Below are 11,840 nucleotides of genomic sequence, written 5' to 3'. Positions count from 1 at the left end.
CTCCCCCGAGCGGGGCCGGACCGCAAGCCGCATGATACCGTGTCCGCCTGGCCTTGAGCCCGCCCCGAGGGGGCCTGAAGCGGCCTTGGGATAATCAGCGCCATGAATCCCAAATTGTCCCTCCTGCAGCCCTACCCGTTCGAGCGGCTGCGCCAGCTGTTTGCGGGCATCACGCCCAACCCGGCCTACCGCGCCATCAGCCTGGGCATCGGTGAACCCAAACACGCCACGCCCCAGTTGCTCAAGGACGCGCTGGCCGCCGCACTCGACACCGGCCTCACCGGCTACCCCGCCACCGCCGGCGAGCCCGCGCTGCGCGAAGCCTGTGCGGCCTGGCTGCAGCGGCGCTACGGCGTGACCGTGAGCCCCGCCAACCAGGTGTTGCCGGTGAACGGCTCGCGCGAGGCGCTGTTTGCCTTCGCCCAGACGGTGCTGGACCCGACCCAAGCCGGTGCCACGCTGGTTTTTCCCAATCCGTTCTATCAGATCTACGAAGGCGCGGCCCTGCTGGGTGGCGCCCAGCCGTACTACGTGCCCAGCGTGCCGTCGCGCAACTTCGCGGTGGACTGGGACAGCGTGCCGGAAGACGTCTGGGCCCGCACGCAGCTCATCTTCGTCTGCTCGCCCGGCAACCCGACCGGCGCCGTGATGCCGCTGGACGAGTGGAAAAATCTGTTCGAACTGAGCGACCGCCACGGCTTTGTGATCGCGTCCGACGAGTGTTACTCCGAAATCTACTTCCGCGACGAACCGCCGCTGGGCGGGCTGGAAGCGGCCGTGAAGCTCGGACGCACCGATTTCAAAAACCTCATGATGTTCACCAGCCTGTCCAAGCGCAGCAACGTGCCCGGGTTGCGCAGCGGTTTTGTGGCCGGCGATGCGGCGCTGATCAAGGCCTTCCTGCTCTACCGCACCTACCACGGCGGCGCCATGAGCCCGGCGGTGCAGGCTGCGAGCGTGGCCGCCTGGGGCGACGAAGACCATGTGATCGACAACCGCCGGCAATACCGAGAGAAGTTTGCCCAGGTCACGCCGCTGCTGGCCTCGGTGATGGAGGTGGCGTTGCCCGACGCGGCCTTCTACCTCTGGGCCGGCGTTCCTGAGGCCTTCAATCACCGGATTCCGGGTCTGAGCGCCGACGAAGCGTTCGCCCGCGAGTTGCTGGCTCAATACAATGTGACGGTTCTGCCCGGCAGCTACCTGGCTCGCGAGGCCCAGGGTGTCAATCCGGGCCGCGGCCGGGTGCGCATGGCCCTGGTGGCCGAACCCGCCGAATGCCTGGAAGCCGCCGGCCGCATCGTCGAGTTCCTCTCGCCGCGCGCCTGAGACCCCTTTCCGTTCCATCCCACTCTTTCTGACCGTTCGAGACAACATGACCCAACAACTGCAAACCCTGATCGACAACGCCTGGGACCAGCGCGCCGACCTGTCCCCCGCCTCCGCACCCAAGGAAGTGCTGGACGCCGTGGAACACGTGATCAGCGAACTCAACACCGGCAAGCTGCGCGTGGCCACCCGCGAAGGCGTGGGCCAGTGGACGGTGCACCAGTGGATCAAGAAAGCGGTGCTGCTGTCGTTCCGCCTGAAGGACAACGAGATGATGGGCAGCGGCGACCTGGCCTTTTACGACAAGGTGCCCACCAAGTTCGCCCACCTGAGCGAAGCCGAGATGAAAGCCACCGGCGTGCGCGTGGTGCCGCCGGCCGTGGCCCGCCGCGGCAGCTTCATCGCCAGGGGCGCGATCCTGATGCCCAGCTACGTGAACATCGGCGCCTACGTCGATGAAAACACCATGGTCGACACATGGGCCACCGTCGGCTCCTGCGCCCAGATCGGCAAGAACGTGCACCTGTCCGGCGGCGTCGGCATCGGCGGCGTGCTGGAGCCGCTGCAGGCCGGCCCCACCATCATCGAAGACAACTGCTTCATCGGCGCGCGCTCCGAAGTGGTCGAAGGCGTGGTGATCGAAGAAAACTCGGTGATCTCCATGGGCGTCTACATCGGCCAGAGCACCCCGATCTACGACCGGACGACCGATACCGTGAGTTACGGTCGCGTGCCGTCTGGCTCGGTGGTGATCAGCGGCAGCCTGCCCAAGGACGGCGGCAAGTACAGCCTGTACGCGGCCATCATCGTCAAGCGCGTGGACGCGCAGACGCGATCGAAGACCAGCCTGAACGACTTGTTGAGGGATTGAGTCCCCCCTGCGCCGCTTCGCGTCCCCCCCGGGGGACAACACCTGCGGCCCGGCAAAGCCGGTTCCGCGGTGTTCTGGCCTCAAAGCACGGTCGCCGATGAGATTTTTTTTTGAGTTCTTGAAAGGTCTGGCATGAGCAGCGGAACGATGGAGCGCATCCTGCGCCTGATGGCCGAAAAGAAGGCTTCGGACGTGTACCTGTCGGCGCACGCGCCGGCCATGATCAAGATCAACGGGCAGACGCTGCCGATCAACAGCCAGGTGATGCCTCCGGAGGCGCCGCTGAACCTGCTGTCCGAAATCGTGCCGCCCACGCGCATCGAGGAACTGCGGGAAACCGGTGAGCTCAACATGGCCGTGCCGCTGGAGGGTGTGGGCAATTTCCGCGTCAGTGCGATGCGCCAGCGCAGCACCTACGCTGTGGTCATGCGTTACATCCCGGGCGATGTGCCCTCGCTGGACTCCCTGAACGTGCCGCCCGTGCTGTCGGATCTGGTGATGGAGAAGCGGGGACTGGTGTTGATGGTCGGTGCCACGGGCGCTGGCAAGACCACCACGCTGGCGGCCATGATCGACCTGCGCAACGAACTGAATACCGGCCACATCCTCACCATCGAGGACCCGATCGAATACGTCTACCGCAACAAGAAGTCGGTCGTCAACCAGCGTGAAATCGGCCCCGACACCGCTTCGCTGCAAGTCGGCCTGAAGAACGCGCTGCGCCAGGCGCCCGACGTGATCCTGATCGGTGAGATCCGCGACCGCGAAACCATGTCGGCCGCCATCGCCTACGCGCAGTCGGGACACCTGTGTCTCGCCACGCTGCACGCCAACAACAGCTACCAGGCACTCAACCGCATCCTGAGCTTCTACCCGGTCGAAGTGCGTCCCACCATGCTCGGCGACCTGGCCGCCGCGCTGCGCGCCATCGTCTCGCAGCGCCTGCTGCGCACCCACACGGGCGGCCGTGTGCCCGCCGTGGAGGTGATGCTCAACACCGCCCTGATCGCCGACCTGATCCAGAAAGCCGATTTCTCCGGCGTGCGCGAGGCCATGGAAAAGTCACTGGCCGTGGGCTCGCAGAGCTTCGAGCAGGACCTGGCCCGACTGGTGCGCGACGGCATCGTCTCGCGCAACGAGGGTCTGGCCCACGCCGACTCGCCCAACAACCTGTTGTGGCGCCTGCAGAACGACTTCAACGCTTCCAAGTCCAACCTGGACGCCAAGCCGTCCGATGAGGACCAGAGCGACAACGCCACCTTCACCGAGTTCTCGCTCGACGTCAAATTCTGATGACCGCCACCCTGCGCCTGACCGAAGAACTGATCGCACGCCCCTCGGTCACGCCGCTGGACGAGGGCTGTCAAGCCCTGATCGCCGACCGCCTGCGAGCGCTGGGTTTTGTCTGTGAAACCATCGAAAGCGGCCCGGCCGATTTCCGCGTGACCAACCTCTGGGCCCGCCTGGGCACGGGCCAGCAGCCCACCCTGGTCTGGGCGGGCCACACCGACGTGGTGCCCACCGGTCCGCTGGACGCCTGGGGCAGCGATCCCTTCGTGCCTTCGCACCGCGACGGCAAGCTTTATGGCCGTGGCGCCAGCGACATGAAAACCTCGCTCGCCGCCATGGTGGTGGCCTGCGAAGAATTCCTGGCTTCCAACCCCCAGCCGCCCATCGACATCGCCTTCCTGCTGACCAGCGACGAAGAAGGCCCGGCCAACGACGGCACGGTGATTGTCTGCAACGAACTGCAGCGCCGCGGCGAACGCCTGGACTGGTGCATCGTCGGCGAGCCCACCTCGGTCGAGCGCACGGGCGACATGATCAAGAATGGCCGCCGCGGCACCATGAGCGGCAAACTCACGGTCAAGGGCATCCAGGGCCACATCGCCTACCCGCAACTGGCGAAGAACCCGATCCACATGGTCGCCCCGGCCCTGGCCGAACTCGCCGCGACGGTCTGGGACATGGGCAACGCCTACTTCCCGCCCACCAGCTGGCAGGTGAGCAACATCCACGGTGGCACGGGCGCGAGCAACGTGATCCCCGGCACCGTGGTGATCGACTTCAACTTCCGCTTCTCCACCGAGTCCACACCCGAAGGCCTGCAGCAGCGCGTGGTCGACATCCTGCAGCGCCACGGCCTGCAGACGGGCGCCGACCACGACCTCACCTGGACCATCGGCGGGCGACCGTTTCTGACCCAGCCCGGCACGCTGGTGGACGCCGTGCGCTCCGCCATCCAGACCGAGACCGGCATAGAAACCCAGCTGTCCACCACCGGCGGCACCAGCGACGGCCGTTTCATCGCCCAGATCTGCCCCCAGGTGATCGAACTCGGCCCGCCCAACGCCACCATCCACAAGATCGACGAACACGTGGCCGTGGCCGACATCGAGCCCCTGAAGAACATCTACCGCCGCGTGCTTCACAACCTCGCCCAACAGCAGGCCTGCGCGCGCTGAACCCATGACTCTGCAAGACCTGCTCGCCGGGGCCACGGCACGCCTCGAAGCCGCCCATCTGGCCTATGGCCACGGCACCACCAACGCCCGCGACGAAGCCGCCTGGCTCGTGCTGTGGCAACTTCACCTGCCACTGGACGGCGACCTGGAAGAGATGGCCGAAACGCCCGTCTCTGACGAAGATGCGCTGGCCGTGGCCGAGCTGATCACACGCCGCATTGAGACCCGCCAACCAGCCGCCTACCTCACGCACGAAGCCTGGCTGCAGGGGGTGCCGTTTTATGTGGATCAGCGCGCCATCGTGCCGCGCAGCTTCATTGCGGAGCTGCTCGCCGACGGTGGCTTCGACGCCTGGCTGGGCGAGCACACGATCCATGTGCTGGACCTGTGCACCGGCAACGGCAGTCTCGCCGTGCTGGCAGCCATGGTCTGGCCGCAGGTGCAAGTCACGGGCGCCGATATCTCCACCGATGCGCTGGCCGTGGCCCGCATCAACGTCGACCAGCACGGCCTGAAGGACCGCATCACGCTCATCGAATCCGACGGCCTGGCGGCCTGCCCCGGTCCGTACGACTTGGTGCTGTGCAACCCGCCCTATGTCAACGCACAGAGCATGAATGCGCTGCCCGCCGAATACCGCGCCGAACCCGCGCTGGCACTGGCGGGCGGCGCCGACGGCATGGATTTCATCCGCACCCTCTTGCAAGACCTGCCCTCGCGCCTGTCGCCCCACGGCGTGCTGGTACTCGAAATCGGCAACGAACGCGAACACTTCGAAACCGCGTTCCCGCAGCTTGAAACCGTGTGGCTGTCCACCAGCGCCGGCGACGATCAAGTCCTTCTTCTCACTTCCGATTCCCTTTCGGCGATGGCCCAGCGGCCAGCGCCCCGCCCATGATCACACTGAAAAACCTGGTCCTTCGTCGTGGCACGAAGGTCCTGCTCGATGGCGCTTCCGCCACCATCAACCCCGGCGAAAAAGTCGGCCTCGTGGGTCGCAACGGTGCCGGCAAGTCCAGCCTGTTTGGTCTGCTCAACAAGACGCTGCACGAGGACAAGGGTGACTTCTACGTTCCGGCCCAGTGGCGCATGGCCCAGGTCGCGCAGGACATGCCCGAGACCGACATGCCGGCCACGCAGTTCGTCATCGAAGGCGACGTGACCCTGCTCGCCGCGCAGCAGGAAGTGACCGCATCGGAAGAAAGCAACGACGGCGAGCGCATGGCCCACGCCTACATGGCGCTGCACGATGCGGGCGCGCACGATGCACCGGCCCGCGCGCAGGCGCTCATCCTGGGCCTGGGTTTCCGCACCGACGAGCTCGACAACCCGGTCAACAGTTTTTCGGGCGGCTGGCGCATGCGCCTGCAGCTCGCGCGTGCCCTGATGTGCCCCAGCGACCTGCTGCTGCTCGACGAACCCACCAACCACCTGGATCTGGACGCCCTGGTCTGGCTGGAAGCCTGGCTCAAACGCTACGAGGGCACCATGCTCGTGATCAGCCACGACCGCGAGTTTCTCGACGCGGTGACCGACGTCACCATCCACATCGAGCGCGCCCAGCTCACGCGCTACGGCGGCAACTACAGCAAGTTCGAAGACATGCGCGCCGAGCAGATGGCGCTGCAGGCCACGGCGTATTCCAAGCAACAGGAGAAAGTAGCGCACCTGCAGAAATTCATCGCGCGCTTCAAGGCCAAGGCCAGCAAGGCCAAGCAGGCGCAGAGCCGTGTCAAGGCGCTGGAGCGCATGGAAAAAATCGGCCCGGTGCTGGCCGACGCCGACTTCACCTTCGAGTTCAGCGAACCGCAGAACCTGCCCAACCCCATGCTGGCCATGAACGAGGTGAGCTTTGGCTATCCGCCGCCCGCAGCGGGCGGCGAACCGATCACCATCGTGCGCAACGTCAGCCGCTCGGTGCTGGCCGGGCAGCGCATCGGCATCCTGGGCGCCAACGGCCAGGGCAAGTCCACCGTGGTGAAGACCATCGCGCGCGACCTGAAGGCCATCAGCGGCGAGATCATCGAAGGCAAGGGCCTGAACATCGGCTATTTCGCCCAGCAGGAACTGGACGTGCTGCGCCCGGCCGACACCCCGCTGGAGCACATGATCCGCCTGGTGCGCGAGTGCACGGCGCAAAGCCGCCTGAGTGGCCAGGCCACGCGCGAACAGGACCTGCGCAGCTTTCTGGGCAGTTTCAACTTCACCGGAGACCAGGTGAAGCAGGCGGTCGGCAGCATGAGCGGCGGCGAAAAGGCGCGCCTGGTGCTGTGCATGATCGTCTGGCAGCGCCCCAACCTGCTGCTGCTCGACGAGCCCACCAACCACCTGGACCTCGCAACCCGCGAAGCCTTGTCGATGGCGCTCAACGAGTTCGAAGGCACGGTCATGCTGGTCAGCCACGACCGCGCCCTGCTGCGCGCCGTGTGCGACGAATTCTGGCTGGTCTCGCGCGGCGGCATTGCACCGTTCGACGGTGATCTGGACGACTACCAGCGCTACCTGCTGGACATGGCCAAACAGTCGCGGGAAGCCCAGCGCCAGGAGCAGAAAGACCTGCTGCGGGGCAATGTGGCGGCGCCCGCCGTGGTGGCCGTGACAGTGGCCGCGCCGGCACCATCGGTCAATCGCAGCTCCGAACAGCGCAAGCAGGACTCCCAGCGCCGCCAGCAGCTCACCGAGCAGCTGCGCCCGCTGAAGAAAGAGCTGGAGCAAAACGAAAAACGCACCGCCGCATTGAGCCAGCAGAAAAACCAGCTGGAGGCCCGCCTGAGCCAGCCCGCGAGTCCCAAGGACATGGCCGACGCGGGACGCGAACTGAAAGCGGTGAACGATCAGATTGAAACGCTGGAATTGCGCTGGCTGGAACTCACCGAACAGATCGAAGGCGCCAGCGCCAACGGGTGAGCGCCCCGCGCTCAGTCTGTGACATGCACGTTGCAGTGACGGCGTTCACAGGCAGGTGTGCTGCATGGTGGGAAGGGTGAGAGCGAAAAAGCGGGCTTGGCGCTACAGTGTGATCCCACACCTTGCTCAATCCGACACATCGAAAGGCAGCCCGCCCATGTCCATTCTGATCACACTCTTCATTGGCTTGATCGCAGGCTTCATCGCCCGCGCCATCAAACCCGGCGACGACAACATGGGCTGGATCATGACCGCCTTGCTGGGCGTGGCGGGATCGTTCCTCGCGAGCTATGGTGGCGCAGCGCTGGGGCTTTACGCTCCGGGCCAAGCGGCGGGATTCATTGCCTCGGTGATCGGCGCTTTGATCCTGCTCGTGGTCGTCGGCCTGATCCGGAAGAAATGAGCCATTGACCGGCAAGCGCGCCCCATCCAGGGTGTCGTCTGGGGCACTCGACATCAAACTGTCACCGAACGGGTAACGGGAGCACAAATGAAAAAGCCTGCTACCGAATCAGTAGCAGGCTTTTCAACTCCCGCGAAGGGAATCTGGTGGGACGTGCGGGGGTCGAACCCACGACAAACGGATTAAAAGTCCGCTGCTCTACCAACTGAGCTAACGTCCCAACATTCAAAAAACATCAACGGCGACCGGATGAGAGACCATCCAGATGCCAGCATCTGGTGGGGCGTGAGTGACTCGAACACTCGACCTACGGATTAAGAGTCCGCTGCTCTACCAACTGAGCTAACGCCCCATCTGGCCTTGCAAAGTTGGCTTTTACTACATCGCCAAGCCTCAAATTATAGCGTCATTTTCAACCTATTTTCAAGACTAGCAGGACTTTTTGAATCGCTCGCGATCGCGTTCATCAAAGCACCCGCGGCGGCCATGCCAAAACTGGCCGTCACACTCACCGCCGATCCATAACCGTGGCAATTCAACGATCCGTCTCCCGCGTCGGCCAGTGCGCACGAGGCGTCGGGTGGCGACACGGCTTCGCGGCTGAACACACAGCTCACACCCATGGGGCCGTTGCGTGCGCCGTCATGGTGTTTGCGCAACTGATAACGCAGTTGCGCCAGCAAGGGGTCGTGTGTGGTGAAGGCCAGATCGGCCACCTCCATGGCATGGGCCAGTCGTTTTCCACCCGCGGCTCCCACGGTCACGAAGGGCACGGCCTTTTTCACGGCCCAGGCAGCCAGCACGGACTTGGCCCGCATCTGGTCGCAGGCATCAATGAGGCCAGAGGGCCTCGCCCCAGCTTCAACCATCGTTTCACCCAAAAGTGCAGGCCAGTTCTCAGGCGTCACAAACTCCTCGATCACGTCAACCACACAGGTCGGGTGATACATCGAGATGCGCTCGCGCATGGCCTGTGCCTTGCTTTGTCCCAAGGTGATGTCCAGGGCATGAATCTGGCGGTTGATGTTGGATTCAGACACGTGGTCCAGATCAATCAGGGTGAGGCGCCGCAGACCGCTGCGGGCCAGGGCCTCGACAGACCACGATCCGACACCGCCAATGCCCACCACCACCACATGGGCATCAAAGATGCGTTGGGAGCCCTCTTGCCCGTAGAGTCGGCGCAAGCCACCGAAGCGGCGTTCGAAATCGGGCGTCATGACAGGCTCGCTGCCCTTGTCGTACTCACTCACGTTCCAGCAACCAGAGCTGGAAGCGCACACCGCCAACTGCGCCGAGCACGATGCCCGCTACCGCGATGGCACTGGTGAGACTCAGTGTGGACAGACCCGAAAGACCTTGGCCCACGGTGCAACCCAACGCGGTCACTCCCCCCACGCCCATGCAGAACGCACCACCCATGTGCAGGGCCGTGTCTTGCGTGCTGCGAAAGCCTTCCCAGCGAAAACTGCCATCCAGCCGTGCCTGGGCAAAAGCCCCGACCACCACACCCGCCACCGTGACCACGCCCAGGGTCAGCACGTTGGACTTGTCGCTGAAGAGGATCAGCCAGTCCAGGGCGTAGGCCATCGGTGCTGTGAAGGTCAGGGATTCCATGCGCCCGGTGTTGGTGGCGAGGTAAACCGATTCCAGTGTCTCCGGATGTTCGGCAACAAACGCCATGTGTCCACTGACCCACCACATGGCCGCAATCACAAGCCCCAGGCCCACACCACCCAGCAGGTTGTTGGCGTTGCGAAAATCGGCGTCCATCAGGGCCCAGATGACCAGCCCCCCTCCCAGGATCAATGCAGCCAGCAGACCAGCGTTGCCCGACTCCAGTCCCGCGGCCGCAACGATCCACATCGGCACGGTGCCGCCCGCCCCGATATCAAAGGCCACCAGATCGACGGTGTTGACGCGAAGCACCGCGAGCACGCCGCGCAAGGTCGCGTAGGCGGCAAAGCCCATGACAAAAAACACCACCAAGGACTTCAGGCTACCGGCACCGATGCGCACCAGCGTCTTGCTGCCGCACCCTGAAGCCAGCACCATACCAAAGCCAAACAGGGTTCCACCCACAACCGCAGACAGCCAGATGATCCGGCCTGACCCATAGATGGTCTGACTGGTATCGATCCAGCCCAGCCAGCCCATGGTGTAAAAGCCGATAGACGCCACCCCCACAGCCATGCCCCACATGCGCATGCGCGTCCAGGCGCCCATGTTGATGATGTCGCTGATGGCGCCCATGGTGCAGAACTGGGTGCGCTGGGCAATAAAACCAAACACCGCCGAGACCGCGAATGCGGCCCAGAGCACTTGGGTATGCAGTGTTTGAATATCGGCGATGTCCATCATGGCCGACATTGTAGGAGGAGCCCTCCGGTCACCCGGACTGGAAGGCCATGTCGACAAACCCGCCGCGATCAGCGCAGGCGGGCGAGACGCTCGCGTCCAGCCGCTGCGGCCTCGGACTGGGGATGGGCCTTGATCAGATTTTCCAGCGTGCGCCGTGCGGCCTTGCTGTCCTTGAGTTCGATCTGGCTGTTGGCCATGGCCAGAAGTGCCTCGGGCGTACGGGAATGGTCGGGAAACTGGCTCGCCAAGCGGCGATGACTCTCGATCGACTCCTTATAGGCGCGGTTGGCGTACTGGGCGTTGCCCAGCCAGTACAGAACGGAAGGCGTGTAGCCACTGCTGGGATAGCGACGCAGCAAACCCGCAAACCCCGCAGCAGCTGGTCCAAACTCTGATCGGCGCAGCAACTCCATGGTCGCATCGAAGTCGCGCTTCTCCTCGGGCGAAGCCGTGAACTCGCGGCCATCCAGAGAGACCGGCACTGGCTCCACCTGACGCAAACGGGCATCCACGCCGGCCTGTGCGTCTTTTTGTTGACGCTGAAGCTCTGAAACTTCACGGGCCAGCTGCTCGTTCTGCCCAAGCAGACGCGCAACCTCACCACGCAGCTGTTCGTTCTGGTTGGCCAGCTCCAGCAGACTGCGCTGGGTCGAGGTCTGGCTATCCCTCAACTCCTGGGCCATGCGAGACAATGAGTTGTCGGTCGACTGGCGATGGGTATCGAACTTGTTGCGCAGCTCGATGATGGCTTTGCGCGCCTCATCGTCGTCGAACAACGCATGCGCCTGCAAGGGCCAAAGGCTGCTGATCAGCAAGGCCGCTGCACTCAAGAGCGAGGGAACTGAACGGTTCATCAAGGACATTGGCTCAACGGTAGGTCAGTTCCACCCGCCGGTTCTTGGCGTAGGACTCTTCGTCCATACCCAATGCCGCAGGCTTTTCTTCACCAAAACTCACCGGCTCCATCTGCGACTCGCTCACACCCATCAGGGAGAGCGAGCGCCGCACGGCTTCGGCGCGCTTCTGACCGAGCGCGAGGTTGTACTCGCGTCCACCACGCTCGTCGGTGTGGCCTTCCAGTGCGATCTTGCGGCTGCTGTTGGCCTTCAGGTAACGTGCGTTGGCTTCCAGGGTTGCGGCGTATTCGCCACGCACTTCGAAGCTGTCGTAGTCAAAATACACCACGCGCGCCATGGCTTCGGGTTGCTGCGAATCCATGCCCGGCACCTCGACACCCGACACACCCCGAGGATCCACGCCACTGCCCGTGCCCCCCCCTGCACCAGCCTGCCCGGCCGCACCGCCGGTGCGGTCTTCAACGGGAACATCGTCGAGCTTGACGCTGGATCCGCAGGCAGCCAGGGAGGCAACCACCAGCAGACCCGCGAAGCGGGTCAGCCAAACACGTTGGCCACCTGTTGCGGTCGAATGGGTCGATTTAAGGTTGTTGTTCATGGGTGTATCCCTTTCTGGACAGGTTTGAATGGTTGAATGATGGCGCAGATCT

Annotated in this window: 11 protein-coding genes and 2 tRNA genes; 7 read left to right on the top strand and 6 right to left on the bottom strand. The window is 64.1% G+C overall.

Annotation, left to right across the window (positions count from 1 at the left end):
* The first annotated feature begins 102 nt into the window (after positions 1 to 102).
* The 7 genes from dapC (at position 103) to AC23D4_RS03700 (ending at position 7,972) form a co-directional block, all read left to right on the top strand.
* Positions 103 to 1,326 carry a succinyldiaminopimelate transaminase gene (dapC, locus tag AC23D4_RS03730; protein ID WP_472887965.1) on the top strand — a complete coding sequence of 408 codons (1,224 nt, stop codon included), beginning with the start codon at positions 103 to 105 and terminating at the stop codon, positions 1,324 to 1,326.
* Between the two features lie 46 nt (positions 1,327 to 1,372).
* Entirely contained in the window at positions 1,373 to 2,197 is an 825-nt protein-coding gene (gene dapD / locus AC23D4_RS03725) for a 2,3,4,5-tetrahydropyridine-2,6-dicarboxylate N-succinyltransferase (protein ID WP_472887966.1), read from the top strand.
* A 132-nt stretch (positions 2,198 to 2,329) separates the two neighbouring features.
* Positions 2,330 to 3,490 carry a PilT/PilU family type 4a pilus ATPase gene (locus tag AC23D4_RS03720; protein WP_472887967.1) on the top strand — a complete coding sequence of 387 codons (1,161 nt, stop codon included), beginning with the start codon at positions 2,330 to 2,332 and terminating at the stop codon, positions 3,488 to 3,490.
* Positions 3,490 to 4,662, top strand: a complete 1,173-nt coding sequence (gene dapE, locus AC23D4_RS03715; protein WP_472887968.1) for a succinyl-diaminopimelate desuccinylase — start codon at positions 3,490 to 3,492, stop codon at positions 4,660 to 4,662. The genes AC23D4_RS03720 and dapE overlap by 1 nt, the downstream gene beginning before the upstream one ends.
* Positions 4,663 to 4,666: 4 nt before the next feature.
* Positions 4,667 to 5,560, top strand: coding sequence for a 50S ribosomal protein L3 N(5)-glutamine methyltransferase (gene prmB, locus AC23D4_RS03710; protein WP_472887969.1), 894 nt, complete (start codon positions 4,667 to 4,669; stop codon positions 5,558 to 5,560).
* Complete coding sequence (locus AC23D4_RS03705; RefSeq protein WP_472887970.1) at positions 5,557 to 7,569, top strand: ABC-F family ATP-binding cassette domain-containing protein; 2,013 nt, start codon at positions 5,557 to 5,559, stop codon at positions 7,567 to 7,569. Before prmB ends, AC23D4_RS03705 begins: the two co-directional genes overlap by 4 nt.
* 157 nt (positions 7,570 to 7,726) lie before the next feature.
* The gene (locus tag AC23D4_RS03700; RefSeq protein WP_472887971.1) at positions 7,727 to 7,972 is read left to right on the top strand and encodes a GlsB/YeaQ/YmgE family stress response membrane protein; all 246 of its coding nucleotides are present in this window, start codon (positions 7,727 to 7,729) and stop codon (positions 7,970 to 7,972) included.
* Positions 7,973 to 8,116: 144 nt separating this feature from the next.
* Here the strand turns inward: AC23D4_RS03700 and AC23D4_RS03695 are convergent.
* From AC23D4_RS03695 to pal, 6 genes are all read right to left on the bottom strand, one after another.
* Positions 8,117 to 8,192, bottom strand: a tRNA-Lys gene (locus AC23D4_RS03695).
* 56 nt (positions 8,193 to 8,248) lie between these two features.
* Positions 8,249 to 8,324 (bottom strand) — tRNA-Lys (locus AC23D4_RS03690).
* A 46-nt stretch (positions 8,325 to 8,370) separates the two neighbouring features.
* Positions 8,371 to 9,192, bottom strand: a complete 822-nt coding sequence (locus AC23D4_RS03685; protein ID WP_472888007.1) for a tRNA threonylcarbamoyladenosine dehydratase — start codon at positions 9,190 to 9,192, stop codon at positions 8,371 to 8,373.
* Positions 9,193 to 9,217: 25 nt separating this feature from the next.
* Positions 9,218 to 10,333 carry a YeeE/YedE family protein gene (locus AC23D4_RS03680; protein WP_472887972.1) on the bottom strand — a complete coding sequence of 372 codons (1,116 nt, stop codon included), beginning with the start codon at positions 10,331 to 10,333 and terminating at the stop codon, positions 9,218 to 9,220.
* Between the two features lie 68 nt (positions 10,334 to 10,401).
* The gene (ybgF, locus tag AC23D4_RS03675) at positions 10,402 to 11,196 is read right to left on the bottom strand and encodes a tol-pal system protein YbgF (protein ID WP_472887973.1); all 795 of its coding nucleotides are present in this window, start codon (positions 11,194 to 11,196) and stop codon (positions 10,402 to 10,404) included.
* A 4-nt stretch (positions 11,197 to 11,200) separates the two neighbouring features.
* Complete coding sequence (gene pal / locus AC23D4_RS03670) at positions 11,201 to 11,788, bottom strand: peptidoglycan-associated lipoprotein Pal (protein WP_472887974.1); 588 nt, start codon at positions 11,786 to 11,788, stop codon at positions 11,201 to 11,203.
* Between the last annotated feature and the right edge of the window lie 52 nt (positions 11,789 to 11,840).

The organism is Hydrogenophaga sp. L76, assembly GCF_057654755.1.
The sequence above is the reverse complement of the archived record's forward strand: the minus strand, read 5'-3'. Positions and strand labels throughout refer to the sequence as shown.

What these genes read in the sequence shown, in the direction of transcription:
- AC23D4_RS03680 (WP_472887972.1), bottom strand. Translation starts at nt 10,333, where the DNA reads ATGATGGACATCGCCGATATTCAAACACTGCATACCCAAGTGCTCTGG.
- AC23D4_RS03720 (WP_472887967.1), top strand. Translation starts at nt 2,330, where the DNA reads ATGAGCAGCGGAACGATGGAGCGCATCCTGCGCCTGATGGCCGAAAAG.
- dapD (WP_472887966.1), top strand. Translation starts at nt 1,373, where the DNA reads ATGACCCAACAACTGCAAACCCTGATCGACAACGCCTGGGACCAGCGC.
- pal (WP_472887974.1), bottom strand. Translation starts at nt 11,788, where the DNA reads ATGAACAACAACCTTAAATCGACCCATTCGACCGCAACAGGTGGCCAA.
- AC23D4_RS03705 (WP_472887970.1), top strand. Translation starts at nt 5,557, where the DNA reads ATGATCACACTGAAAAACCTGGTCCTTCGTCGTGGCACGAAGGTCCTG.
- ybgF (WP_472887973.1), bottom strand. Translation starts at nt 11,196, where the DNA reads ATGTCCTTGATGAACCGTTCAGTTCCCTCGCTCTTGAGTGCAGCGGCC.
- AC23D4_RS03700 (WP_472887971.1), top strand. Translation starts at nt 7,727, where the DNA reads ATGTCCATTCTGATCACACTCTTCATTGGCTTGATCGCAGGCTTCATC.
- dapC (WP_472887965.1), top strand. Translation starts at nt 103, where the DNA reads ATGAATCCCAAATTGTCCCTCCTGCAGCCCTACCCGTTCGAGCGGCTG.
- prmB (WP_472887969.1), top strand. Translation starts at nt 4,667, where the DNA reads ATGACTCTGCAAGACCTGCTCGCCGGGGCCACGGCACGCCTCGAAGCC.
- AC23D4_RS03685 (WP_472888007.1), bottom strand. Translation starts at nt 9,192, where the DNA reads ATGACGCCCGATTTCGAACGCCGCTTCGGTGGCTTGCGCCGACTCTAC.
- dapE (WP_472887968.1), top strand. Translation starts at nt 3,490, where the DNA reads ATGACCGCCACCCTGCGCCTGACCGAAGAACTGATCGCACGCCCCTCG.